Here is a 23,330-nt window from a genome sequence, read left to right on the forward strand (position 1 = left end):
TCACTTGCGGCGGTAGAACACCATGCCGCCATGGTGCAGCTCGTCCGGGTTCACGAACACGCCGTCGGCCGTGAAGCCCGTGTCGTCCCAGTAGTCGATGCGATTGCCCCGCACCTCATACCGGCCCTGGTAGGCGCTCTGGCGGGTGCCACGCGCTTCGTCATAGCGGCCACTGGGCAGCAGCTCCTGGCGGATATGGCCGTCGGCCGTCACCCACATGCCGTGGTACCTTGAGGCGTCTGTGGGCGTTGCGGCCAGCGCAGGCCGGGCTGCCGCCATGGCAGCCAGCACCGAGCCTGCCAGTACCAGCGCCATGGCGGGGTGGGAAAAGACGTTGTTCATCATGGAATCTCCTGTGGGGTATCAGATATTCGTTGCGCCGCACGCCACGCGCGACGCATGAAACTGGCGCCGCCCAAGCCAGTGCCCCCGCGCAAGGGCCGCCCCGCCGCGAAGGTGGCGTATTCAGCGCCTGCGCTGGGGGCGTCCCCCTCCCGGATTGCGAAGCAATATGAGAGAGGGGTGAAGGCGCGAAGCGGCTCAGGGAATGCTTCACTTCAGGCGCGCCGCTGTACCAGCGAATCGCCAAAGATCAGCCGCTGCGGCATCGGCATGCCGATGAAACGCGCGGGGAAGATGGGCGCAATGGCGCTGGCCTCGGTCAGCCGCGCCAGTTGCTCGGGCGCCAGCCGCAGGCCCAGCGCGCCGATGTTGTCGCGCGCCTGCTCCAGCGTGCGCGCGCCCATCACCGGGGCCGTCACGGCAGGGTTGGCCAGGGTCCAGGCGATGGCCACCTGCGAGGCGCTGGCCCCCACCTCCCGGGCAACGTCCTGCACCACCTCGGCAATGCCCAGCGCGCGCTCGGTCATGTGGCCCGACGAGGCGATCACACCCTTGCGCGACGGCGATACGCCTGCCTCGGCCTGCTGCGCCAGGTCGGCGCGCGTGTACTTGCCGGCCAGCAGGCCGCCACCCAGCGGCGACCATGGCAGCACGCCCAGGCCCAGTGCGGCCGCCATGGGGATCAGCTCGTGCTCCACCGTGCGCTCCACCAGGCTGTATTCGATCTGAAGGGCCACCAGCGGCGCCCAGCCGCGCAGGTCGGCCAGGGTCTGCAGGCGGGCGATCTGCCAGGCCGGCGTGTTGCAGATGCCCACGTACAGCACCTTGCCCGAACGCACCAGGTCATCCAGGCCGCGCATCACTTCCTCCGGCGAGGTGGTGAAGTCCCAGGCGTGCAGGTACAGCAGCTCGATGCGGTCGGTATCGAGCTGGCGCAGGCTGGCCTCTACCGAGCGCACCAGGTTCATGCGGTGGTTGCCGCCGGAGTTGGGGTCCGCCGGGTCGCGCGCCATGGTGAACTTGGTGGACAGCACCAGGCGATCCCGCTGCCCCTTGATGAGGCCGCCCAGGATGCGCTCCGATGCGCCGCCCGTGTAGTTGACCGACGTGTCGATGAAATTACCGCCCTGCTCCACATACAGGTCGAAGATGCGGCGCGACTCGTCGCCATCTGCCCCCCAGCCCCAGTCGGTGCCGAAGGTCATGGTGCCCAAGGCCATGGGCGAGACGCGCATGCCCGATCGTCCAAGCAGGCGGTAGTGGTTGAGTGCGTTGGGTGTGGTCATGAGGCTTTCCTTTCAAGCGAAATTGCTGGAAAGGAGTGTTGCCGCGACCGCCCAGGAGGGCGTAGAACGTTCGTCCGCGGTTCTTGCACGATCCTCCAGGCGCCCTGCACACCGAGCGGCTCTGGGTGGACAATGCCGGCATGCAGACGCCGCTCAACTCCCTTGCCGACCTTCTGGCCCGCCATACGGCCAGCGATGGCATCCACGCCAGCGCCATCCCCGGCGTGGGACTGATCCGCACCTCGGCCCCCACCATGCCCATGCCCGTGGTGTACGAGCCCACGCTGTGCCTGGTGGCCCAGGGCCGCAAGCGCGCGGTGCTGGGCACCACCAGCTATGTCTACGACGCGGCGCAGTACCTGATCGCGTCGGTGGACCTGCCGGTGATGGGCTCGGTGATCGAGGCCAGCGCCGAGCGCCCCTACCTGTGCCTGGTGCTCGACCTGGACATGGCGCGCCTGAGCGAGCTGGCCCTGCGCCACCCCGTGCCCAATGAGGAAGCGGGGGCACCGGCGCGCGGCATTGCGCTGAGCCAGACCACGCCCGAGCTGCTCGATGCGGCAGTGCGCCTGGTGTCGCTGCTCGATGCGCCGCAGGACATTGCCGAACTTGCGCCCCTGGTGCAGCGTGAGATCTTCTACCGCCTGCTCACCGGGCCGGGCAATGCCTTGGTGCGCCAGCTGGCCCAGGCCGACAGCCGGCTCAACCAGATCGCCCGCGCCATCGCCTGGATACGCGGGCGCTACACCGAGGCCTGGAGCATTGATGACCTGGCCGAGGTGGCGGGCATGAGCAAATCGAGCTTCCACGCCCACTTCAAGGCCGTCACCTCGATGAGCCCTCTGGAGTTCCGCACCCAGCTGCGCCTGCAGGAGGCGCGGCGCATGATGGTGGCCGAGGCCATGGATGCCGCCAGCGCAGGCTTTCACGTGGGCTACGAGAGCCCTTCGCAGTTCAGCCGCGACTATGGGCGCGCCTTCGGCCTGCCGCCGGCCAAGGATGCGCAGCGGCTGCGGCTGGGCGTTTTGTAGCCCGGCCAAACACACGATGATGCTGTTGCGCGGCTGCAGGTTGGTAGTTGGCAAAAGCGCCATCTGCCGCAATGCGTGGCTGATGGCGAGCCACAGGTTCCGGGCGTTCGACCCAGGACAATTTGCGGATTGTCCTGCACCCATCGGCCCTGACAGGGTGGCAGGCCGGGTATGTCACGGCGCTGTCACGAAAGCACCGCACGATGAGGTTGTAACCAGCGCTTACAAACCGACCGCGCCTCGGCGCAGCCGGCAAGCGGCCTTCCGCGCCCGTCGCGGTGCAACCCTGTGACGGAGTTCGTGATGAGCTGGATGGAATGCGCTGCCTCCTTGTCTTTGTGCCAGCTGCGCAGCCTTTGAGCGGACCGCCGCCACCTCCATGCCCTTGGCAGAACGACTCTTCACGGCGGCCTGGACTGCGGCGGTCGTGCTGCTGTTCGTGCTGTCGCAAGGCGCGCACGGGCAAAGTGCACAGCTGTTCTATGACAACGCCACCTGGCTGGCAGCGTTCAGCCTCTCGGCCTTTCTGGCCTGGCGCGGCTGGAAGCAGGCGCCCCCGGCCGACCGCGCGCTGCGCACGGGGCTTTTTGCCGGAGCGCTGCTGATCACCCTGGGGCAGGTCGTGTGGATCGTGCAGGTGGCGCTGGACTGGAACCCGTTTCCGGCCCCGGCCGACCTGTTCTTTCTCACGGCCGGGCCGCTGTGGGCCGCCACGGTGCTGCGTGCCGCCTTCACGCGGCTGGCCCCAGGCCGGGCCTACCCCGCTGCGTTGGATTTTGGCGGCGCGGTGCTGGCACTGCTGGCCTTCACCCTCATCATCTACCTGGTCTACCTGCCCGCCGGCGCCATTGGCGAGTTTGCCGTGGCTGCGGTGGTGGTGCTTTACCCAGTGAGCTTTCTCACCGCAGCGGGGGTGATGGCGCTGGCCGTGCCGCTGGTGGGCGCCCGGCCCACGCGCCCCCTGGTGCTGGTGCTGCTGGGCATGCTGGGCTACGGCCTGAGCTGGATGAACTGGAATGTGGAGCTGCTCGACGGCAGCCTGCGCCCCGGTGCGGCCTTGACCAACGGGGTCTACAGCCTGTCGGCGCTGGCCTTTGGCTGGGGTGCGCGCTGGCTGCGCCTGAAGCCTTCGGCCGACTCCGGCTACCGCCGCCACTGCGACCAACTGATGAACTACCTGCCACTGGTGTCCATGACACTTGCGGCCGCCACGCTGGCCTGGCTGTTCCTGGGCGCCCACAGCGAGCGGCGCGCCGAGCAGTGGCTGGTGCTGGCCTGCTGCCTGCTGGTGCTGGTGCTGGCCGCCCTGCGCCAGGCCTCGTGGCTGAGCCTGATAGAGCGCCTGCGCCATATCGAAGCCGCCGTGCTGCGCAACGAGGAGCAGTTGTACCGCGTGGCCAATTTCGACGCGTTGACCGGCCTGCCCAACCGCTATTTCTTCGAGGATGCGCTGGAGCGCGCCGTGGCCGAGGCGGGGCGCGGCGCCTTGCCGTCTGATCGCCGCATCGCCCTGCTGCTGGTGGACCTGGACGCCTTCAGGAGCTTTGACGAAGCCTACGGCCGCAGCGCCGGTGACGCGTTGCTGCGCGAGGCTGCCCGGCGGCTGAGCGAGCTGCTGGCCGGGCAAGGCCTGCTGGCACGGCTGGCCGACGACCAGTTCATGGTGATGGTGCAGCGCCCGGCCTCGCGCACCCTGCTGGCCCAGCAGGCGGTGGCCCTGGTCGAGGGGCTGGGGCGGCCCTGGACCCTGGCCAGCCTGGGCGAGCAGTTCATGGGCGCCAGCATCGGCATCAGCATGTTTCCGGAGGACGCTTCCTCCAGCGCCGAGCTGGTGCAGCACGCCCACTCCGCGCTGCGCGCCGCCAAGGGCGCAGGGCGTGCCACGTACCGCTTCTACATCGAAGAGTTCACGCAGATCACCAGCCGGCGCATGGAACTGCGCCGGCGCCTGCACAGCGCGCTGCGCAATGGCGAATTCACGCTGGCCTACCAGCCCCAGCTGGACCACCAGCGCCGCACCGTGGGCGCCGAGGCGCTGCTGCGCTGGTCGGTGGATGGCCGCGCCGTGCCGCCCGACGAGTTCATCCCCATGGCCGAAGAGAGCGGACTGATCGTGCCCATCGGCCTGTGGGTGTTCGAGCAGACCTGCCGCCAGATCGCGCAGTGGCGGGCCCAGGGCCTGCGCCTGCCGCGCATCTCGGTCAATGTCTCGGGCATCCAGCTGCGCGAGCCGGGCTTTGCCCAGGCGCTGCTGGATGCGGCACGGCGCGAGGGCGTGGCGCCGGACGCGCTGATCCTGGAGATCACCGAGTCGCAGCTGCTCGACGAATCGGTCTACGCCACCGCGCACGCGCTGCGCAACGCGGGCTTCGCGCTGTCCATCGACGACTTCGGCACCGGGCACTCGTCGCTGGTCAAGCTCAAGCGCCTGCCGGTGGGCGAGCTCAAGATCGACCAGGCCTTTGTGCGCGACATCGTGCAGGACACCAACGACTGGGAGATCTGCGCCACCGTCAACGCCCTGGCCCGCACCCTGGGCCTGCACGTGGTGGCCGAGGGCGTGGAGACCGAGGAGCAGTTCGGCCTGCTGGCAGGCATGGGCTGCCAGCGTTTTCAGGGCTGGCTGTTTGCCAAGGCCATCCCCCCGGAGCAGTTGGCGCAGCACTGGCTGCTGCGCACCGCCGGCACCGCCGAAGTGGAAGGATCCTGAGCGCCTGGCGGCGGCGCTCCGCGCAGGCCCCACTCAGCCCGCGCTGCCGGGCAGTTCCACCTCGCCGCTCACCGGTGGCACCGGTGCCTGGGCGCGCCGCGGCGCCAGGGCCTGCACGAACTGGCGCGTGGCGGCCTCCCAGTTGAACTGCTCGGCATGGCGGCGCACCGGCTCGCGCGGCTTGTGCAGCGCCGCCAGGCAGGCGGTGCGCAGGTCGTCGTGCAGCACGCCGCCGGGCGAGTCGTTGCCCACCACGTCGATGGGGCCGGGCACCGGGTAGGCCGCCACGGGCGTGCCGCAGGCCATGGACTCGGCCATCACCAGGCCGAAGGTGTCGGTGACGCTGGGGAACACCATCACGTCGGCCGTGCGGTAGACCGATGCCAGCGCCGGGCCGTCGAGCACGCCGATCCAGCGCGCCTTGGGGAACTTGGCTTTCAGCCGGGGCAGCTCGGGCCCCTCCCCTGCCACCCACTTTTCGCCGGGCAGGTCCAGCTCCAGGAACTTGTGCACCTGTTTTTCCACCGCGATGCGGCCCACGTACAAAAAGAGCGGCTCGCTGCTGCGCTCCATGCGCTCGCCCTCGGGCGAGAACAGCGACAGGTTCACCCCGCGCGACCACAGCCGCGCGCCCGTGAAGCCCCGCGCCTTCAAGTCATCGACGATGGCCGGCGTGGGCGCCACCGTGGCGCGCGCCGCGTTGTGAAAGCGCCGCAGCATGGCATAGCTCCAGCGCGTGGGCAGGCCGATGCGGGCGTGCACATATTCCGGAAACCGGCTGTGGTACGCGGTGGTGAAAGGCCAGCCCTCGCGCAGCGCGAAGGAGCGCGCCAGCCAGCCCAGCGGCCCCTCGGTGGCGATGTGCAGGCAGTCCGGGTCGATGGCGCGGATGCGGCGGCCCACCTCGGCGCGCGTGGTCAGCGCCAGCGAGATCTCGGGGTAGGTCGGGCACGGCATGGAGCGGAAACCCTGGGGCGAGAGGATCTCCACCTCGTGCCCCATGCGCTGCAGCTCGGCGCGCGTCATCTTGAGCGTGCGCACCACGCCATTGACCTGGGGTTCCCAGGCATCGGTCACGATCAGTATCTTCATCGGCGCCTCTCTATCTCTTGCGTTGTTGCTGTCAGGGGTGTGGGGAGGGGGCGGCCTGCGCGGCATCGGGCGGCAAGGCAGTGCCGATACGGCAAGACAGGTGCCAGCGCCAGCCGGCCAGCGCCGTGCAGCCGGCCACCAGCAGGCCCAGCGCGGCAATCAGCAGGCCCGTGGTCCAGCCCAGCGCCAGCAGCAGCGTGTAGGCACCCAGCATGAGCAGCACGCTCAGGTTCTCGCTGAAGTTCTGCACCGCGATGGATTCGCCCGGGCTCAGCAGCTCATGGCCGCGGTGCTGCAGCAGCGCGTTCATGGGCACGATGAAGGCGCCCGACGCAAAACCCACCGCTGCCAGCAGCGGAATGGCCCAGGCCACCGTGTCCACCAGCAGCATCAGCGGCACTGCCAGCCCGATCAGCACGCCCAGCGGCAGCACGCGCGGCGCCTGCGCCAGCGACACCCAGCGCCCCGCCAGTGCCGCCCCTGCCGCAATGCCCACCGCCACCACGGCCTGCAGGTAGGCCGCCTGGTCCAGCCCCAGCCCGAGCGACTGCTGCGCCCAGGCCAGCACCACGAACTGCAAGGTGGCACCCGCACCCCAGAACAGCGTGGTGACCGCCAGCGACATGCCGCCCGCCCGGTCGCGCCACAGCGTGCGCTGCGCCAGGCCAAAGCGCGACAGCAGCGCCGGCAGTTGCCAGGCTGCCGATGCCCCCGCCGCCGGGCGCCGGGGAATGAAGCCGTTGAGCACACCCGCCGCCAGGTACACAGCCATGATGGCCAGCAGCGCGGGCTGCAGCCCCGCCTGCCCCTCCTCGCCCAGGCCCCACAGGGCCGTGAAGACATCGCTCACCAGCCAGCCGCCCAGCGCCGTGCCCAGGATGATGGCGCCCACGGTGCTCACCTCCAGCCAGCCATTGGCGCGCACCAGCGCCGCGGCGGGCACGCGCTCGGTGACCAGGCCGTACTTGGCGGGCGAATAGCAGGCCGCACCCGGCCCCGCCAGGCAGAACGCCGCCAGCGGGTGCAGCCCCAGCAGCATGGCCAGCGCAGCGCCGGCCTTGAGCAGGTTGGCGGCCAGCATCACCCGCTCCTTGGGCCAGCGGTCGGCCACCACGCCCACACAGGGCGCCAGCACCACATAGGCCACGGTGAACACCAGCTTGAGCAGCGGCGCCAGCCAGGCCGCCTCGCCCATCTGCATGAGGCAGGCAATGGCCACCACCAGCAGCGCGTTGTCGGCCAGTCCCGAGACGAACTGCGCGGCGACCAGCAGGCGCACACCCTGCATGCTCATGGGGTGCGGCCTCTGGGGGTGCCACATGCGTTCATGGCCGGCCATTAGGCAGCGCGCATGTGTCGCTCGCATGACGCAACCGCCTGTCTTGCGCCCGACACGCCGCCGTCATCGCCCCGTCGCGCCCGCGCGCGACAACCGGGCCAGCAGCAACACCAGCAACAAGCACCCAACCCCCAAAGGTCGTGGCATGAAAATCGTGGTCTTCGGCGCCGGCTATGTCGGCCTGGTCTCTGCCGCCTGCTTTGCGGACATGGGCAACGACGTGGTCTGCATCGAGCGCGATGCGGCCCGCGTGAAGGCCATCGAGGACGGCCGCCTGCCCCTGTACGAACCCGGGCTGGACGCCATCGTCGAGCGCAACCTGCGCGCGCGGCGGCTGAAGCTGGCCACCAGCGCCGACGCCGGCACCCTGCGCGGTCGCCATGCCGTCTTCATCGCCGTGGGCACGCCTTCGGCCGATGACGGCGCGGCCGACCTGTCGCAGGTGCGCGAGGTGGCGCGAACCATCGGGCGGCACATCGACCAGTACACCGTGGTGGTGAACAAATCCACCGTGCCCGTGGGCACCGCCGACGAGGTGGCGCGCACCATCCGTGGCGAGCTCGCAGCGCGCGGCGCTGAAGCCGTGCCCTTTGACGTGGTCTCAAACCCGGAATTCCTCAAGGAAGGCGCGGCGGTGCACGACTTCCAGCGCCCCGACCGCATCGTCATCGGCGCATCGTCACCGCGCGCCATAGGTGTGATGCGCGAGCTGTATGCGCCCATCTCGCGCCAGCGTGACAAGCTGATCGCGATGGACCCGCGCTCTGCCGAACTCACCAAGTACGACGCCAATGCCATGCTGGCGCTGCGCAGCTCGGTCATGAACGAAATGGCCGCGCTGGCCGACGCGCACGGCGCCGACATCGAGCAGGTGCGCATCGGCGTGGGCACCGACCCGCGCATCGGCCCGCAGTTTCTGTACCCCGGCATCGGCTTTGGCGGGTCGTGCTTTCCCAAGGACCTGCGCGCCCTGGAATGGATGGCGCGGCAGGCCCAATTGACCCCACGCCTGCTGCCCGCCGTGCGCGAGGTGAACGACGAACAAAAGCGCCTGCTGCTGCGCGAAATCACCAGCCACTTCAACGGCCAGCTCGCCGGCCGCACCGTGGCCGTATGGGGCCTGGCCTTCAAGCCCGAAACCGACGACGTGCGCGAAGCCCCGGGCTGCATGCTGGTGGCCGATTTGCTGGCCGCCGGTGCCCACGTGCGCGCCTACGACCCCATGGCCATGCCCAACGCGCGCGCCGTGCTGGCCGCCCGCCTGGGCCCTGCCGACCTTGAGCGCCTGACCCTGGCCCCGTGCGCCGACGCGGCGCTGGCCGGCGCCGACGTGCTGGCGCTGGCGACCGAGTGGAAGGAGTTCAGCAGCCCGGATTTCGCGGCCATGGCGCGGCAACTGCGCGCGGGCGCGGTGTTCGATGGGCGCAACCAGTACCGGCCGGAGACGGTGCGCGGGCATGGGCTGCGGTATTGGGGGGTGGGGAGAGGCTCAGCCGCTTGACTGTTGAGTCAGTGGTGTTGCGTCAGTGGGCTGCCTGCGCCATGGCAATGCCAGCGGCAGGCTGCCGGGCCAACTCGATGAACGCCCGCACGTAATCGATGGCGGTGTCCGCCTCGCGCGCCCCCAGAAAGATCTGCTTGGCGATGCCGCGCGCGCCCAGGCGCACGGGCACCACGTCCATCTTGGCGGCGTACTCTTCGACCAGCCAGCGCGGCAGGGCGGCCACGCCGCGGCCGCTGGCCACCATCTGCAGAATGATGTCGGTGGTTTCAATCGCCTTGTGGCGCTTGGGCGTGACGCCGGCCGGCAGCAGGAACTGGTTGTAGATGTCCAGGCGCTCGATATCCACAGGGTAGCTGATGAGCACCTCCTGCGTGAGCTGCTGGGGCTTGACGTAGGCCGCCTGGGCCAGGGCATGGCCCCGGGCCACGACGAGCACCTGCTCGTAGTCGAACACGGGTTCGAACCGGAGCCCCGGCTTGTGCAAGGGGTCGGGCGTGACCAGCAGGTCGATCTCGTAGCCGAACAGCGCGCCGATGCCGCCGAACTGGAATTTCTGCTTGACGTCCACATCCACGTCGGGCCAGGCGGCCAGGTAGGGCGACACCACCTTGAGCAGCCACTGGTAGCACGGGTGGCATTCCATGCCGATGCGCAGCGCACCGCGCTCGCCCTGGGCGAACTGGCCCAGGCGCTCCTCGGCCAGATCCAGTTGCGGCAGCACCCGGTTGGCCACGGCCAGCAGGTACTGGCCGGCCTGGGTGAGGCGCAGGCTGCGCCCTTCGCGCAGCCAGACATCGGTGCCCAGTTGCTGCTCCAGCTTTTTCATGCTGTGGCTCAGGGCCGACTGGGTGAGGTTGAGCACGCCCGCGGCTGCCGTGAGCGACCCTTGCTTTTCGACCTGCTGGACGATGCTCAGATGGATGCGTTCCAGAATTCTTTTGAATGAACAAAATTCATTGATTGATGAAGTAATACCATTTTACTTCATTGATTGCTGCCACTAGCATTCGATCCCATGAATGCAAACATGGCACGCCCCCTTCGCCTGGTCGCCGTTTCCGGCGGGCTGCAGCGCCCCTCCAGGTCGGCAGCCCTGGCAGAGCATCTGCTGGACCTGATCGCCGACGAACTGCCGTGCGAGCAGCGCCTGGTGGAGCTGGGCCAGATTGCGCCACAGCTGGCGGGTGCGGTATGGCGCAGCCAGTTGCCCGAGGCCGTGGAGCGGGAGCTTGCGGCGGTGGAGCAGGCCGATGTGCTGGTGGTGGCCACGCCGGTGTTTCGCGGCGCGTACACGGGGCTGTTCAAGCACTTCTTCGACTTCATTGGCCAAGACGCCCTCGTCGACAAGCCGGTGCTGCTGGCCGCCAATGGCGGCAGCGAGCGCCATGCGCTGGTGATCGACCACCAGTTGCGGCCGCTGTTCAGCTTTTTCCAGGCGCGCACCTTGCCGCTGGGGGTCTATGCGACCGACAAGGATTTTGTCGACTACCGCCTGCAAGACGAGGCCTTGATCGAGCGGGCCCGGCTGGCGGTGCAGCGGGCCTTGCCGTTGGTGGCCTTGGCGCGGCATACGCACCACGCCAGCCCAGCCCTGGCCGATGAACCGGTTGCAGCCTGAAGAACAGGAACCGCATTCTTTTCCTCAAAAACCAAATCACGGGATCGCAATGAACCAAGAACCCACCTTCCACCTCAAGAGCATCCGCTTCGATGAGAACTATGAACCCTCGGACAGCACGCGCATCACCACCAACTTTGCCAACCTGGCCCGGGGCCAGAGCCGCCAACAGAACCTGCGCAACACGCTGAGGATGATCGACAACCGTTTCAATGCCCTGGCGCATTGGGACAACCCCACGGCGGACCGCTACGCGGTGGAGCTGGAAATCATCTCTGTGGAGATGGGCATGGATGCCAAGGGCAGCACGGCTGCATTTCCGCTGATAGAGATACTGACCACCTGCATTCTCGACAAGAAGACGGGCAAGCGCATCGAGGGCATCGCGGGGAACAATTTCTCGTCGTACGTGCGCGACTACGACTTCAGTGTGGTGCTGCCGGGCTACAACGCCGACCGGGCAGAATTTGGCCTGCCAGACGATTTTGGCGACCTGCATGGCAAGCTGTTCAAGCAGTTTGCCAACTCCAGCGCCTACCGGCAGCGCTTTGCCAAGCCGCCCGTGATCTGTATCAGCGCATCGACCAGCAAGACCTACCAGCGCACCGGCAACCAGCACCCTGCGCTGGGCATCGAGTACCAACAGAACGAGCTGTCATCCACCGACCAGTACTTTGCCAAGATGGGCATGCAGGTGCGCTTTTTCATGCCGCCCAATGGCGTTGCGCCATTGGCCTTCTACTTCCATGGCGACCTGCTGGGTGACTACACCAACCTGGAGTTGATCGGCACCATCAGCACGATGGAGACTTTTCAGAAGATCTACCGCCCCGAGATCTACAACGCCAATTCTGCGGCCGGCAAGCTCTACCAACCGAGCCTGAAGCACCAGGACTATTCGGTGACGCAGATTGTGTATGACCGGGAAGAACGCAGCCAGCTGGCCGTCAAGCAGGGAAAGTTCGCCGAGGAGCACTTCATCAAGCCGTACAAGAACAGGCTTGAACAATGGGCCGCCACCTGCGCAGTTTGACCGCGCTTTGACCCGCGCGCCGGCGCTGCCCGCCGTCACGCGCCACCACACAACACGCCCTCCGGCTGCTCGGGCAAAATGGTTCCGAACACGCCCGCGACACCCTACTTGCTTAAAAGGAAATCTCCGATGTTTGAAACCTCCATTGCCGGCAGCCTGCCCAAGCCTGCCTGGCTGGCCGAAACCAACAAGCTCTGGCCCCAGTGGATGGCCGAGGGCGACGCACTGCGCCAGGCCAAGGCCGACGCCACGCTGCTGTGGATCAAAGCCCAGGAGGATGCGGGCCTGGACATCGTGGGCGACGGCGAGCAGTCGCGCCAGCATTTCGTGCATGGCTTTCTGGAGCAGGTCGAGGGCATCGACTTCGAGCACAAGGTGAAAATGGGCATCCGCGACAACCGCTACGACGCCATGGTGCCGCAGGTGATTTCGGCCCTGCGCCTGAAGGGACGCGTGCATGCCTTCGAGGCCCAACTGGCACGCGCGCACACCAAAAAGAAGCTCAAGTTCACCCTGCCCGGCCCCATGACCATTGTCGATACCGTGGCCGACCGCTTCTACGGTGACAAGGTGAAGATGGCCTTTGCGTTTGCCGAATTGCTCAACCAGGAAGCCCTGGCACTGCAGGCCGACGGCGTGGACATCATCCAGTTCGACGAACCCGCCTTCAACGTCTACATGAAGGACGCCGCCGACTGGGGCGTGAAGGCGCTGGAGCGCGCGGCGCAGGGCCTGACCTGCACGACGGCCGTGCACATCTGCTACGGCTACGGCATCAAGGCCAACACCGACTGGAAGAGCACCCTGGGCGACGAATGGCGCCAGTACGAAGCCGTGTTCCCTGCGCTGGCCAAGAGCAGCATCGATCAGGTGAGCCTGGAATGCATCCACTCCCATGTGCCGCCCGACCTGATGAAGCTTCTGGCCGGCAAGGACGTGATGGTCGGCGTGATCGACGTGGCCAGCGATGTGGTCGAAACCCCCGAGGAAGTAGCCGACACCATTGGCCGTGCGCTGGAGTTTGTGCCGAAGGAGCGGCTGTTCCCGTGCACGAACTGCGGCCTGGCGCCGATGGGGCGGGATGTGGCGTGGCGCAAGCTGCAGGCGTTGGCAGAGGGCACGAAGCTGGCGAAGGAGCGGCTCGCTGCGGCGTGACGCCAGCGGGCTGTTGCGCACAGCCATCCTGTTGGCGCCGGCAGTGGCGCGGCTATTGCGCGCGGGTTCGGTGTTCGGTGCGCGCAACAAGTACCGGTCGGTGGCAGTGCGATAGCACGGGTTGGGGTATGGGGAAGCGGGCGAGGGGCCCGTGTCTGAAGCCTTCAGTTGGCGAGCGCAGTGAAGATAAAAAACCCCGACCGCGCTCAGCAACGGTTCGCCGCGCGCAGCAAGGCGTTGCACGACGCGGGAGCGGGAGCAGTGGTAGCAGCGCCGCCACCACCCTGCCCTGCCATGGCCGTGCAGATCGCATCCGACTGCGGCGTCTGGCCGAAGGTCATCGCCTTCGTGAACTGCGAGGGCGAATACATGTAGCAGGAGTAGCTGGCCCCCTCGCGCGTGCGAACGCGGTAGTTGATGCGGCCGTTGCTGCCTTCTTCCTTCTGCTGGTCGGTGATGGTGAAGGTGCCGACCTCGCGGCCAATGGCCTGTGAGGTGCGTTGCTCAATGCCTTGCTGCGTGACGGTGGTGGCGCAGCCGCACAGGACCAGGAGGGATGCGGCGCACGCGGAGAAAGAGAAGGTTCGCGGAAAAGTCATGGGCATGGTTTCGCAGGTAGCGATAAATGTGAAAGGACAAGAACTGCACGTTGCCCTGCGCAGGTAAGGGCAACACGGTCCAGGCCATTGTGGAAGTGCATCGCGGGATCGGGAACCCTACTGAGGTATGGCTTTGCCGCGGGCACCCAGGCGCTACCAATCGAATGCCTGTTGGCGCGCCACCAAAGGCCAGCGACCTAGCGCGCAGCGCAGGGCCTGACCTGCACGACGGCGGTGCACATCTGCTACGGCTACGGCATCAAGGCCAATACCGACTGGAAGAGCACCCTGGGCGACGAATGGCGCCAGTACGAAGCCGTGTTCCCCGCGCTGGCCAAGAGCAGCATCGACCAGGTGAGCCTGGAATGCATCCACTCCCACGTGCCGCCCGATTTTGATGAAGCTGCTGGCCGGCAAGGACGTGATGCTCGGCGTGATCGACGTGGCCAGCGACGTGGTCGAAACCCCCGAGGAAGTGGCCGACACCATTGGCCGGGCGCTGGAGTTTGTGCCCAAGGAGCGGTTGTTCCCGTGCACGAACTGCGGGCTGGCGCCGATGGGGCGGGATGTGGCGTGGCGCAAGCTGCAGGCGCTGGCGGAGGGCACGAGGCTGGCGAAGGAGCGGCTCGCCTCGACGTGACGCCTGCCCGGTTGTCGCGCCCTGGCCCCGCAAACCGACGAGGCCCCTGGCCGGCGCCGACGTGCTGGCGCTGGCGACCGAGTGGAGAGATTCAGCAGCCCAGACTTCGCGGCCCTAGCGCGGCAGCTGCGCGCGGGGGCGGTATTCGACGGGCGGAATCAGTACCGGCCGGAGACGGTGCGGGGGCATGGGTTGGGGTATTGGGGGGTGGGGAGAGGGGGCATGCCTGAAATCAACGCAGGCAGGCCGTTCGACTGATTGTCAGACAATCATCCGACAGCAGCGGAGGAAAGCCTGCCCATGCGAAATCGCGGTGAGCGGGTTGTCCTGGGCGATGAAATCGACGATGTCTGCGCGGTCCTGCTCTGCCGACAGAGATCACAAGACCTTCATGCGCCGGAGCCGCCAATTCTGGTGCGCAACGCTGCGCGGCGGACTTAGGCGCGTGCCTCCACATCGGCATCGCTGGCAACCTGGCCGGCTGCAACCTGCGCACACGCTGTGTCGACCTTGGTGCGCGAAAAGGCGTCTTGCTCACGCGCCTGCCGCTGGCGCTCAATGAACTCGCGCATCAACTCCCGCACGACCTGCGACGCCGGGCGATGGCTGGCTTCGGCCGCAGCCATGAACGCATCGCGCAATTCTGGCTCCAGCTTCATGATGAACATGGCTTCTTTGGACATGAGGGCTTCAAGAGAGAGTATTGGGAAAGTATGTACAACATCCATGCTTCGCCGTGAGAGGCAATGAGCAGATCGCAGGCCGGACCATGGCCGTGTGGGGCCTGGCATCAAGCCCGAAACCGACGATGTGCGGGAAGCCACCGGCTGCTGCACACTGGTGTCCGATTTGCTGATGGCCGGCTGCCACATATGCACCTACGCCCCCTGCCCATGCCCGCGTCCCGCTAGCCCCCCAAGGCCCCGCTGACCTGTATCGCCTGACCCTATCCCCCTATGCCGACGACGCCCGGGCAGGCTCCGACATGCTGACGCTGGAGACCGAGCGGAATGAATTCAGCAGCCAGGACTTCGCGGCCATCGCGGCGTTTAACGGACGCCCCCATTACCGGCTGGAGACGGAACAGGGTATGGGTTGGGGTACAGAGGGGAGTGGCAACAGTCATCCACATTGCCCTGATCGATGAATTTGATTACCGCTTATCGCGTGAGGATGCGCTTATCATGCTGCGTAGTCGAGTTAGACCACCAGCCTAACAAGATATAACCGTGTCTTGCACCGGTGGTGGCGTATGACCGAGCCTTTGCGCAATCACGCGCTGGCCAGATGTAAGAGCCGGCCAAATTAGATGGACCCGGGAAAGAGCCATCTCAGCCAAGTGAATCTTATGATGAGCAGTCTTCAAAGTTACCTTGAAGAAAGTGGGACTATGGTCGATTTTATTCACTTGGAGTCGCCACAGAACCACGAAAGCATACTTTGGTGTGAGGTGTCCGTGATTACGGTAATAGGCCCATGCGTTCGTGAGAATATCATTTCTCTCCGTCGCTACCACGCGCTCTAATGCCTTAATGCAGGCATCGAAGCGCATCTGCTGATAGATTCGATTGAGCTTCTTCTTCGCATCTTTGGGCGAGAGCTTTCGGCCTTGCTCGAGCACTCCCACTTCGAACCTTAGGATGCACTGGGAGCCGACCCATAGCTGATTGCCGTTCAATTCGTTCTCAATGAGGAAATGGTACCGAAGATCCTCCTGTTCGCACAGTTGGCAAACTTCAATGCACTGCTCATGATCGACTGTCTCCTCAGCAAACACCCATTCATTAAAAGCGTCTGCGACCGCTTCATTCTCCGAGAGCGGAAGAATGTTGTCGCGTACTCGCTGGGGAAAGTTAGACATGGATCCAATCCTTCGTCATTTCTGCAATCTCAATACGCCTACTGTCTACACGCCTCTATCCCTGTACCGGAGCACAAACTAGTTCAGCTATTTTTTGGCCACCGAGCCTGCGGTAGAGCGCGCTATCTTGTGATGCCCCGTCCTGGCACGTACGAACCATGCTCGTTGTACCTGCGGTTCACACTCCAGTCGAAGCCAGCCTTCAACATTGGGGATTCAAGATAGAGCAGAACAAGCACGGTACTGTCAAAGCTTGATATACACTGCTCGCGAACTTCGTACTTGTCAGCATCGTCGTTCTGAAACCATGTTTCTGCAGACTGCTTGAATAGACCTAAGCAGGTCTTTCCGCTGTAGAGTAGGTCGTAAGCATACGAATCCTCGTCAAGCTTCTCCTTAAGGAACCAGCGCCTGGGAATGTCGGCCGCAGGTATAGCCCACCGCTTTCCTTCACGGTCGTAGCATGCAACGATCACCGGCAGCGTGTTGACGTTGGCCAAGCGCAGAGTGGTCGCGGTAATGCTTGTCTCAAACTCATCTGCAACTCGCTTGAGCTGCTGAAAGGTTGGAGTTCCAAAAGACGAAATAGCGGGCCCAAATAGGGCTGTGGGCATCAGCAGGTGGGACGCAAAGGTGTCCGCTTCTTTCTCAAATTTGCGATCAGAAGAGAGGTTTGCACTAGGGTCGTCGACTCGGCACCTGAAGGAGCGACCACGGTGAAGATGCCAGTGACCCAACTCATGGGCAACTGAGAAGCGCTCTCGTCCCCGAAATTCAGATGGGTTGATGCTCGCGATGGCTCGGTCTCGGTAGCCGACGAGCGTGGCCTCGCATCCTGTCATCGGTTCATAGACGACCTCGACCTGAGCGTCGAAAGCAATGGCTTCGACGTCTATTTCCTTGGGACTGCTGATGCCCAGTTCAGCGATCAAAGCCTCTGCTTGTTCACCAATGCCCAAAGTCACTTGGAATCTCCGTCGCGATTCTCAAGTGATTTGATCTTGGAGTACAAAGCAATTGCCTCCTCGTCAGATAGCTCTCCAAGGTTTCTGGCGGCCATTGTGAACTGACCATCGTTTGCGGCCTGCGCAATGAACTGCCGAGCCTCAGCAGCAGAAACATTCGCAAGCATTGGCACCGGCCGCTCTTTCATAGCTGCAAAACCAGCCCTAGCCACAGCGAGCCGCGAACGACTCACTTGACTCTTGGCATTCTTGAGAAGCTGGAGGCCATTGGTCTGTACCGCGGAAGCGTCAAGGCTATCCAAAACTTGATCGTCAGGGGTCGCGAGCAACTCATCGACAAATGCATCGATGAACTCGTCAAATTCGTTGGGCTGCTGGGTATTCATTTCGGTCTCCGGTCGGGGTCGAACTCGTTCAGTCGTCGCTGCAGCCTCTGTCGCTCCTTGTCGTACTTTCTCACATCCCAGCCGAGTTCTTGCCGTGCCTCGTTGCCACGCAAGCCGTATGACCAGGCCGTAGCAAGGTCTTCAAGGTCCTTGTCGCCACCAAGCTTTGCGTAGAGCGCCACCAACTGCTGCTTACCTGACAGTTGGTCCTCGGGAGTGAGGTCGACTCGCCCATGGGCAACCGCAGTCCTCCCATCCTCATCGGTTGCCAATGGATCCACGATGGTGTTTGCATCGATCGGACTAGCTTGATTGTGTTTACGCGCATTGCTCGCAATGCTGCGCATTACAGTCTTGAGAACCACCAAGGGATGTACTTCCCGAGGCCATGCTCTGGTTCCGTCAAGCAAGTTGACCATGGCCTCTTGCAGAAGGTCGCTTGGCGTCCAACCGGTCACCCCAAGATTGAGAAGGTTGGCAATACTCTGCGCGCGCTGCCAGTCGGCTGGACTGAAGGCACTAAGAATGGCCTCCACCTCAGCCTTTGTCAGGCGCACTGGGGGTTCGGGATTGGCAGACATAGATGGGCTTTCCCTCTCTAAGACTCTCAATGGCACCGCCACGGACGGCGCATCACGAAATATTTTTTAGGTCGGCATCCGCAGCGCCGGACTGGGGAGTCTTGGTAGATGGAGAGACGCATTTCGGCTGATCTCCGTAAACTAACAGGACTCTAGAAATGCAGATTAACAGGAAAACTCACAATATCACTAAATATCTCAAGCACCTGCAGCCGTCCGAACTCTACGTACTTGGTTTGGTAGTGCACCCCGGCGTCGAGGCTCGGCTCCTTAGCCTCGGCTACGACGTGCCGTTGGTTCCCGGCCAGCGCGTTCTGGCACCGGCCCGCAAAGGTCCAGCATCCCGCCGCAATGCCGAGGGATTTAACGTGATACACCGAGATCAGCCCAAGGAAACGGCATATCGTCAAACCCTATGGACGTGGACCCAGTATTCGGGGCGGAACTCCACGCAGGAGATGTCAAAGCTGGTGGACGTTCCCTACAAGAGATATCCGCGCACCAAAATATTGCCATACAGCATCGAGCTTGAAATCAAGGTGCGCGATGACGGTCAGAAATACGTGGTAGCCGGACCGTTCACCAATGACGAAGCTGATACCGTGCTTGCAACCAACACTGCGAACATGATGCGAGAGACACTCGGTGGCTTCGAGGTGTTGGACAAGCAGCTGAGCAGTTGGGTCAGCGCGCCAATAAGGCGGCTGAATTGGCAACTGCTTCCCCCAGGGCGCAATGTTTGGGACTCCGCTGTGCCCGCGCTAGAGCGTGCCATTGAGAGCGCACCCGCGGGGAACCGCGGCGTGCTTCGAGCCCGCCTCTCAGCAGTCGGTGCCAAGAAGCCGGACTTTGTGGCTGTTGGCATGGGAGGCTTCGATGGGTATGCGGTGTTCGGATTCGTAAGAGAAAAGCTGTGCGTTCTTGAATCCCCGCATATCAACAACGCCACTTACGTACTACCGATGGAGTCGTGGGAGAAAGTCTCCCAGATGACCAAGGCCGAAATTCTCAGTGCTGGCGCCCACACCGCTCGGATCGTGCATACCCGATCTTGGTTTGATGCATTGGATGAGGTCCTGAGCGACGATCAAAAGGCCGCGTAGTTCGATGGCTCACGCAGACAAGCAGGCTGCTGATTGGTAGCCTGCGAAATCCTCTTCAGCTTCGTTGACTGTTGCGATGAAATCCAGATCATCTATGCTTACAAAACTTCTTGGTGAACGTGCGCCTTGCATGAGCGGTGTGCGCCAGCCATTGCCTCCCGCCAACGCCATAGCTCGCTTCGACATCATCCCCTCCAAAACCCTCTCGAAACGCGCGAAAGTGATCAGTCATGCAGCGGGCGGCATTGGACCACAATGCGTAAGCTCCCCAGCAAGCTTCGCCATGCAAGGACTATTGCACGTCTGCGTCGGACAACACGTTAGGGCGCATTGTCCGGGATTTTTCAGGCCTTTGGCCGCAAATTCAATAGTGTAGCGACCAAGCCAGTAAAAATTAAAAGAACAATGGCGGCAAGTACATTTTGCCACCAACCCTGCACACCAACATTGTTTAGAAATATAACAAACATGCTCACCCCCGTTATTCCTGTAACGACGGAAACAAAAATCGCAGCCCTCTTGCGCAACACTACTGGCTTTCCCGTAAAAAATCCTTTATTAGTAATATCTGAAGCCACAAACAATAAAAATGCAGCAAGGAGAGCCAAACCGCTCAACTTCCATGCTGGAATTTTCCCCTGACTAACATCGAGCTTGATCTCGGTAACACCAGCAATGCGAGCAGAAGGCGAAAATAAAGGCTGACCTCCGGAGGACAGTATTGAAATCGTCAGCTTGTCCTCAGGATTTAGCAGGAGAGGAGCAACTGCTATACCTTTTTCGGTGATAGCCACCCTCGCTTCTAGCGACTTTGGATATGCGGAAACAAGTTCAGCGCGAACAACCTTGGTACCAACAGACAGTCTGATTTCGGCTGGCCCTTCGAATTCAGAGGATGAAATCGGCCTGAGTCCATCGTTGATCAGTTCGACCACTGTAAGATAGGGACGATCAAGCGGTTCTGAATCCAAAGTGATCTGCAACCCCTTAATGTCTCCTGATCTGGCAGGCTCAAGCGATACTTGGGATGCGACACGAAACTCTAGCGACTTCGATGTCAGGTCCACTCGCCATATCCACAAAGGAATTACGACCCCTACTACCGTGACAAGTAGGGTGATTGAGGACCAATTCAGGAAATTAAGTGATCTACTGAGCATTAACACAGCCTAATTTAATGCACCCCCAAGCTGCAAATCTCGCAGGGCTCTAAACATAGCAGAAGCTGCCGTAATTAAACTTCTGAAATAAGCAGTCACGGCAACTTTGTGATGACCCAAAGGACGTGGGATTCACTCCCACTCGATCATCAACAGGTCTCGCAGACCCGCATAGTTAAAGGGTTTCGTTGTGATCGACATAGGCCTTTACCGTCGTTTTTACCGTCAGGGAAGCAGCGCTTTTGAGGGCGCGGCGTGCGGAGCGATCTGGGGAGAAGCGACGCTTTCGGCTTCATGTCAGTCGTCGCAAATCATACCGAAGGAGTCGCCAGACTTCTGCTCCACGAGTCGGCTGCCCCACCCCAGCCATTGGGGTCTGTCGGGTGCCTGCTATCGAACCATCGACTCTGCCACTGACGCAAGCATTTCGCAGTTTACTTCGACCACTGTTTGAGGTGATCGATCAACCACCGTCCGGCCGGTCCAGGAGGCGCCGCCGCCAAGTGGTACGCGGATGTGGTGATCTGCATTCCCGCTTTGGGCACCTCGTCGACATCAAGGATGACAAGTCGGCCTTCAGCCACATCCTGCTCCACCATGTGCATCGGCATCCCGCCCCAGCCCAGGCCTTGTTTCAAGAAGGCGTGCTTGGTGGACAGGTCGGCCAGGCGCCAGGTGGTCGGGGACAGTACGCCGTAGTCGCGACCCACCATGAGCTGCGAGCGGTCGGTCAGCACCAACTGGATGTGCTTGCCCAGTTCCTCGCGGGGAATGCGCCCGTCGACGGCCGCTAGCGGGTGGTCGGCGGCCGCGACCATCACCAGCGAGATCTCGCCCAGGCGCTCGCTGACGAGCGAGGGAAACGGCACCGGCAAGGCACCGAGGATGCCGAGGTGGCAGCGGCCATCCAGCACCGGCTCATAAGCGGCGCCCAGCCCTTCCACGAACAGCCGCAGCGGCGTGATCGGAAACCGCTCCGCGAATTCCTTGGCCGCCCGGCTGATGACGTCCGGCGGAAAGAACACGTCGACGACCACGGACAGCTCGGCCTCCATGCCACCTGTCATGAGCTTGGCCCGCGCCTTGAGCCTGTCCACGCCCGAGACGATGTTGCGGGCATCGGCCAACAGCAGCACGCCCTCGGGCGTGAGCTTCGGGAAGCGGCCGCTGCGGTCGAACAGGGTCACCCCGGTCTGTGCCTCCAGGCCTGCAACCCAGCCGCTCACCGCGGACTGCACGCGGTTGAGCTTGCGCGCCGCCGCGGAAAAGCTGCCTTCATCAGCCGCGGCCACGAACGTGCGCAGCTGGTCCAGAGAAATACCGTCGAGCATGGGCCACCTCCATCCATCCCAAAAACAGATGGTTCGGTTCTCAATATACCGTCTTCGCAAGATGGTGGTTCGTCCGCACCATACCTATACAGCTACTCCATCCGGTCGATATGCGGATGAAGCCCCTCCCCCCTTGGCCCCACAAGGCGTTCACCGAAAGGATTTCCCCATGCAATTGCTTCACCTGGATTCCAGCGTTCTCGGCGCGGCCTCCGTCAGCCGCCAGCTTTCCGCCGAAATCGTCGCGCGGCAAAAGGCCCTGCACCCCGGCCTGCACGTCGTCTACCGCGACCTGGCGGCCGACCCGGCCCTGCACCTCACTGGCACGCACATGTCCGCATGGCAAGGTGCACAGGTTGAGGACGAGGTCATCACCGCCGATCTGGTCAAGGGCAACGCCTACCTGTCGGAGCTCTTCGCGGCAGACATCGTGGTGATCGGGGCGCCGATGTACAACCTGTCCATCCCGACGCCGCTGAAGTCCTGGATCGACCGGATCGCGATCGCTGGCAAGACCTTCCGCTACACGGCCACCGGCCCCGAAGGCCTGCTGGTCGGCAAGAAGGCGTTCATCGCATCGTCCCGTGGCGGCATCTACACCCCGGGCTCTCCAGGCGCGGCCCTTGAGCACCAGGAGAGCTATCTGCTGGCGTTGCTGGCGTTCCTGGGCATGACAGACACGACCGTGGTGCGAGCCGAAGGGCTCGCCATGGGCCCCGATGCAAGGCAAGCCGCCGTCGCGCAAGCCCTGCAGGACATCGCCGCCCTCGCGGCCTGAGCTTCCATTTACCTTGAAGAGAACCCTATGACCTATTCCATCATCGGTGCCGGCAACGTCGGCAGCGCACTGGCCCATCACTTCACCCGGGTCGCGATTCCCGTAGGCATCGCCAATTCACGTGGTCCGCAATCCCTGGAGGCGCTTCGCAGCCAGTACGTCACGCCCGTGTCCATCGAAGAGGCGCTTGGGGCAGACATCATCATCCTGGCGACGCCTTTCATGGCGCGTGCCGCGGTGGCAGCCGCCTCCGACAAGTGGAAGGGCAAGATCATCATCGACGCCATGAACACCTATGGCGTGCCGGAAAACGAGCTCAGGGGCCTGCCCTCCAGCGTCGTCGTGTCCGAGTCGTTTCCTGGCGCGCATGTCGTCAAGACGTTCAACCAGTTGCCGGCCAAACTGCTGGCGCAGAATCCCGGGCAGGAGAGCGGACGCCGCGTGATGTTTTTGGCCGGGGACGAGGCGGCGGCGGTGGATCAGGTGCGCACCCTCGTCGAACGCCTGGGCTTTGCGCCCATCGTGCTCGGCACCCTGAGCGAAGGTGGCGCACAGATTGGTATGGGCGGGCCGCTGATCCTGAAGAACCTGCTGGCGATGCAGTGAGGGCCAAGCGACAACTGCAATTGTGCTTCACCACCAAGCAAGCACCAAGTGGAGTCGGCGCAGTTTCACAGATTTTCGTGACGGCGACCGCAAGGGCCAGGAGACCTGTTGATGCCCGGGGAGCCGAGTGAAAAAGCTACCGTCAATCCGTTGCGCTACCCGGCGATAGTCCCCGACAACTGCCGCGACGTGATTTCGTTGAGGTCAACA

23 protein-coding genes and 1 pseudogene are annotated in these 23,330 nt (G+C 63.8%); 10 read left to right on the forward strand and 14 right to left on the reverse strand.

The features are described from left to right. Together ACK59X_RS05960 and ACK59X_RS05965 are read right to left on the reverse strand one after the other, a co-directional pair. On the reverse strand, positions 1-345 hold the full coding sequence (locus tag ACK59X_RS05960) for an Atu4866 domain-containing protein (protein WP_409955977.1): 345 nt from the start codon (positions 343-345) through the stop codon (positions 1-3). A gap of 212 nt (positions 346-557) precedes the next feature. Beyond that, positions 558-1,628, reverse strand: a complete 1,071-nt coding sequence (locus ACK59X_RS05965; protein ID WP_409955978.1) for an aldo/keto reductase — start codon at positions 1,626-1,628, stop codon at positions 558-560. A gap of 83 nt (positions 1,629-1,711) precedes the next feature. Here ACK59X_RS05965 and ACK59X_RS05970 point away from each other — a divergent pair, with 83 nt between their 5' ends. Both ACK59X_RS05970 and ACK59X_RS05975 read left to right on the forward strand, forming a co-directional pair. Further along, complete coding sequence (locus ACK59X_RS05970; protein ID WP_409955979.1) at positions 1,712-2,659, forward strand: AraC family transcriptional regulator N-terminal domain-containing protein; 948 nt, start codon at positions 1,712-1,714, stop codon at positions 2,657-2,659. Positions 2,660-3,038: 379 nt separating this feature from the next. Then, positions 3,039-5,369, forward strand: a complete 2,331-nt coding sequence (locus ACK59X_RS05975) for a putative bifunctional diguanylate cyclase/phosphodiesterase (protein WP_409955980.1) — start codon at positions 3,039-3,041, stop codon at positions 5,367-5,369. Positions 5,370-5,402: 33 nt separating this feature from the next. Here ACK59X_RS05975 and ACK59X_RS05980 read toward each other — a convergent pair whose 3' ends face one another. Both ACK59X_RS05980 and lplT read right to left on the reverse strand, forming a co-directional pair. Then, on the reverse strand, positions 5,403-6,461 hold the full coding sequence (locus tag ACK59X_RS05980; RefSeq protein WP_409955981.1) for a glycosyltransferase family 4 protein: 1,059 nt from the start codon (positions 6,459-6,461) through the stop codon (positions 5,403-5,405). 31 nt (positions 6,462-6,492) lie between these two features. Then, positions 6,493-7,755, reverse strand: coding sequence for a lysophospholipid transporter LplT (gene lplT, locus ACK59X_RS05985; RefSeq protein WP_409955982.1), 1,263 nt, complete (start codon positions 7,753-7,755; stop codon positions 6,493-6,495). A 190-nt stretch (positions 7,756-7,945) separates the two neighbouring features. Between lplT and ACK59X_RS05990 the strand changes: the two genes are divergently transcribed. Continuing rightward, positions 7,946-9,301, forward strand: coding sequence for a UDP-glucose dehydrogenase family protein (locus ACK59X_RS05990; RefSeq protein ID WP_409955983.1), 1,356 nt, complete (start codon positions 7,946-7,948; stop codon positions 9,299-9,301). 22 nt (positions 9,302-9,323) lie between these two features. On the opposite strand, the gene ACK59X_RS05995 is transcribed toward ACK59X_RS05990, so the two are convergent. Continuing rightward, entirely contained in the window at positions 9,324-10,238 is a 915-nt protein-coding gene (locus ACK59X_RS05995) for a LysR family transcriptional regulator (protein ID WP_409956019.1), read from the reverse strand. A 93-nt stretch (positions 10,239-10,331) separates the two neighbouring features. On the opposite strand from ACK59X_RS05995, the gene msuE reads away from it, so the two are divergent. The 3 genes from msuE (at position 10,332) to ACK59X_RS06010 (ending at position 13,110) form a co-directional block, all read left to right on the forward strand. Further along, positions 10,332-10,922, forward strand: a complete 591-nt coding sequence (gene msuE / locus ACK59X_RS06000) for an FMN reductase (protein WP_409955984.1) — start codon at positions 10,332-10,334, stop codon at positions 10,920-10,922. Between the two features lie 49 nt (positions 10,923-10,971). Beyond that, entirely contained in the window at positions 10,972-11,955 is a 984-nt protein-coding gene (locus ACK59X_RS06005) for a DUF1852 domain-containing protein (RefSeq protein WP_409955985.1), read from the forward strand. 129 nt (positions 11,956-12,084) lie between these two features. After that, the gene (locus tag ACK59X_RS06010; RefSeq protein ID WP_409955986.1) at positions 12,085-13,110 is read left to right on the forward strand and encodes a methionine synthase; all 1,026 of its coding nucleotides are present in this window, start codon (positions 12,085-12,087) and stop codon (positions 13,108-13,110) included. A 206-nt stretch (positions 13,111-13,316) separates the two neighbouring features. Here ACK59X_RS06010 and ACK59X_RS06015 read toward each other — a convergent pair whose 3' ends face one another. Continuing rightward, positions 13,317-13,709 carry a hypothetical protein gene (locus tag ACK59X_RS06015; protein WP_409955987.1) on the reverse strand — a complete coding sequence of 131 codons (393 nt, stop codon included), beginning with the start codon at positions 13,707-13,709 and terminating at the stop codon, positions 13,317-13,319. A gap of 201 nt (positions 13,710-13,910) precedes the next feature. Here ACK59X_RS06015 and ACK59X_RS06020 point away from each other — a divergent pair. Further along, positions 13,911-14,349 (forward strand): annotated as a pseudogene (locus ACK59X_RS06020) (methionine synthase); the annotation flags it as partial. A 437-nt stretch (positions 14,350-14,786) separates the two neighbouring features. On the opposite strand, the gene ACK59X_RS06025 reads toward ACK59X_RS06020, so the two are convergent. From ACK59X_RS06025 to ACK59X_RS06045, 5 genes are all read right to left on the reverse strand, one after another. After that, positions 14,787-15,032 (reverse strand): antitoxin of toxin-antitoxin stability system, encoded by a 246-nt coding sequence (locus ACK59X_RS06025; RefSeq protein ID WP_409955988.1) that lies wholly within the window; start codon positions 15,030-15,032, stop codon positions 14,787-14,789. Positions 15,033-15,562: 530 nt separating this feature from the next. Next, positions 15,563-16,210 carry a hypothetical protein gene (locus ACK59X_RS06030; RefSeq protein WP_409955989.1) on the reverse strand — a complete coding sequence of 216 codons (648 nt, stop codon included), beginning with the start codon at positions 16,208-16,210 and terminating at the stop codon, positions 15,563-15,565. Between the two features lie 122 nt (positions 16,211-16,332). Beyond that, entirely contained in the window at positions 16,333-17,175 is an 843-nt protein-coding gene (locus ACK59X_RS06035) for an ImmA/IrrE family metallo-endopeptidase (protein ID WP_409955990.1), read from the reverse strand. Beyond that, the gene (locus ACK59X_RS06040; RefSeq protein WP_409955991.1) at positions 17,172-17,561 is read right to left on the reverse strand and encodes a hypothetical protein; all 390 of its coding nucleotides are present in this window, start codon (positions 17,559-17,561) and stop codon (positions 17,172-17,174) included. The genes ACK59X_RS06035 and ACK59X_RS06040 overlap by 4 nt, the downstream gene beginning before the upstream one ends. Continuing rightward, on the reverse strand, positions 17,558-18,142 hold the full coding sequence (locus ACK59X_RS06045; protein ID WP_409955992.1) for a hypothetical protein: 585 nt from the start codon (positions 18,140-18,142) through the stop codon (positions 17,558-17,560). The genes ACK59X_RS06040 and ACK59X_RS06045 overlap by 4 nt, the downstream gene beginning before the upstream one ends. A gap of 158 nt (positions 18,143-18,300) precedes the next feature. Between ACK59X_RS06045 and ACK59X_RS06050 the strand changes: the two genes are divergently transcribed. Next, positions 18,301-19,245, forward strand: a complete 945-nt coding sequence (locus tag ACK59X_RS06050) for a hypothetical protein (RefSeq protein ID WP_409955993.1) — start codon at positions 18,301-18,303, stop codon at positions 19,243-19,245. Between the two features lie 9 nt (positions 19,246-19,254). Here ACK59X_RS06050 and ACK59X_RS06055 read toward each other — a convergent pair whose 3' ends face one another. The 3 genes from ACK59X_RS06055 to ACK59X_RS06065 all read right to left on the reverse strand — a co-directional run bounded on the left by ACK59X_RS06055 (position 19,255) and on the right by ACK59X_RS06065 (position 21,736). Further along, the gene (locus ACK59X_RS06055; RefSeq protein ID WP_409955994.1) at positions 19,255-19,431 is read right to left on the reverse strand and encodes a hypothetical protein; all 177 of its coding nucleotides are present in this window, start codon (positions 19,429-19,431) and stop codon (positions 19,255-19,257) included. A gap of 158 nt (positions 19,432-19,589) precedes the next feature. Continuing rightward, positions 19,590-20,312, reverse strand: a complete 723-nt coding sequence (locus ACK59X_RS06060) for a hypothetical protein (protein WP_409955995.1) — start codon at positions 20,310-20,312, stop codon at positions 19,590-19,592. Between the two features lie 527 nt (positions 20,313-20,839). Continuing rightward, positions 20,840-21,736, reverse strand: coding sequence for a LysR family transcriptional regulator (locus tag ACK59X_RS06065; protein ID WP_409955996.1), 897 nt, complete (start codon positions 21,734-21,736; stop codon positions 20,840-20,842). Between the two features lie 169 nt (positions 21,737-21,905). Here ACK59X_RS06065 and ACK59X_RS06070 point away from each other — a divergent pair, with 169 nt between their 5' ends. Further along, on the forward strand, positions 21,906-22,514 hold the full coding sequence (locus tag ACK59X_RS06070; RefSeq protein WP_409955997.1) for an FMN-dependent NADH-azoreductase: 609 nt from the start codon (positions 21,906-21,908) through the stop codon (positions 22,512-22,514). Between the two features lie 27 nt (positions 22,515-22,541). Next, on the forward strand, positions 22,542-23,120 hold the full coding sequence (locus ACK59X_RS06075; protein WP_409955998.1) for an NADPH-dependent F420 reductase: 579 nt from the start codon (positions 22,542-22,544) through the stop codon (positions 23,118-23,120). Positions 23,121-23,330: the final 210 nt, after the last annotated feature.

The organism is Acidovorax sp. (genome assembly GCF_046339755.1).
GTDB lineage: Bacteria > Pseudomonadota > Gammaproteobacteria > Burkholderiales > Burkholderiaceae_C > Acidovorax.

Bases quoted from the DNA above. Each gene is read 5' to 3' on its own strand.
- ACK59X_RS05960 (WP_409955977.1), bottom strand. From the start codon at position 345: ATGATGAACAACGTCTTTTCCCACCCCGCCATGGCGCTGGTACTGGCA.
- ACK59X_RS06075 (WP_409955998.1), top strand. From the start codon at position 22,542: ATGACCTATTCCATCATCGGTGCCGGCAACGTCGGCAGCGCACTGGCC.
- ACK59X_RS06025 (WP_409955988.1), bottom strand. From the start codon at position 15,032: ATGTCCAAAGAAGCCATGTTCATCATGAAGCTGGAGCCAGAATTGCGC.
- ACK59X_RS06040 (WP_409955991.1), bottom strand. From the start codon at position 17,561: ATGAATACCCAGCAGCCCAACGAATTTGACGAGTTCATCGATGCATTT.
- ACK59X_RS05975 (WP_409955980.1), top strand. From the start codon at position 3,039: ATGCCCTTGGCAGAACGACTCTTCACGGCGGCCTGGACTGCGGCGGTC.
- ACK59X_RS06065 (WP_409955996.1), bottom strand. From the start codon at position 21,736: ATGCTCGACGGTATTTCTCTGGACCAGCTGCGCACGTTCGTGGCCGCG.
- ACK59X_RS06010 (WP_409955986.1), top strand. From the start codon at position 12,085: ATGTTTGAAACCTCCATTGCCGGCAGCCTGCCCAAGCCTGCCTGGCTG.
- ACK59X_RS05980 (WP_409955981.1), bottom strand. From the start codon at position 6,461: ATGAAGATACTGATCGTGACCGATGCCTGGGAACCCCAGGTCAATGGC.
- lplT (WP_409955982.1), bottom strand. From the start codon at position 7,755: ATGAGCATGCAGGGTGTGCGCCTGCTGGTCGCCGCGCAGTTCGTCTCG.
- ACK59X_RS06045 (WP_409955992.1), bottom strand. From the start codon at position 18,142: ATGTCTGCCAATCCCGAACCCCCAGTGCGCCTGACAAAGGCTGAGGTG.
- ACK59X_RS06050 (WP_409955993.1), top strand. From the start codon at position 18,301: ATGCAGATTAACAGGAAAACTCACAATATCACTAAATATCTCAAGCAC.
- ACK59X_RS06015 (WP_409955987.1), bottom strand. From the start codon at position 13,709: ATGACTTTTCCGCGAACCTTCTCTTTCTCCGCGTGCGCCGCATCCCTC.
- ACK59X_RS06030 (WP_409955989.1), bottom strand. From the start codon at position 16,210: ATGTCTAACTTTCCCCAGCGAGTACGCGACAACATTCTTCCGCTCTCG.
- ACK59X_RS05990 (WP_409955983.1), top strand. From the start codon at position 7,946: ATGAAAATCGTGGTCTTCGGCGCCGGCTATGTCGGCCTGGTCTCTGCC.
- ACK59X_RS06070 (WP_409955997.1), top strand. From the start codon at position 21,906: ATGCAATTGCTTCACCTGGATTCCAGCGTTCTCGGCGCGGCCTCCGTC.
- ACK59X_RS05965 (WP_409955978.1), bottom strand. From the start codon at position 1,628: ATGACCACACCCAACGCACTCAACCACTACCGCCTGCTTGGACGATCG.
- msuE (WP_409955984.1), top strand. From the start codon at position 10,332: ATGGCACGCCCCCTTCGCCTGGTCGCCGTTTCCGGCGGGCTGCAGCGC.
- ACK59X_RS06005 (WP_409955985.1), top strand. From the start codon at position 10,972: ATGAACCAAGAACCCACCTTCCACCTCAAGAGCATCCGCTTCGATGAG.
- ACK59X_RS06055 (WP_409955994.1), bottom strand. From the start codon at position 19,431: ATGTCGAAGCGAGCTATGGCGTTGGCGGGAGGCAATGGCTGGCGCACA.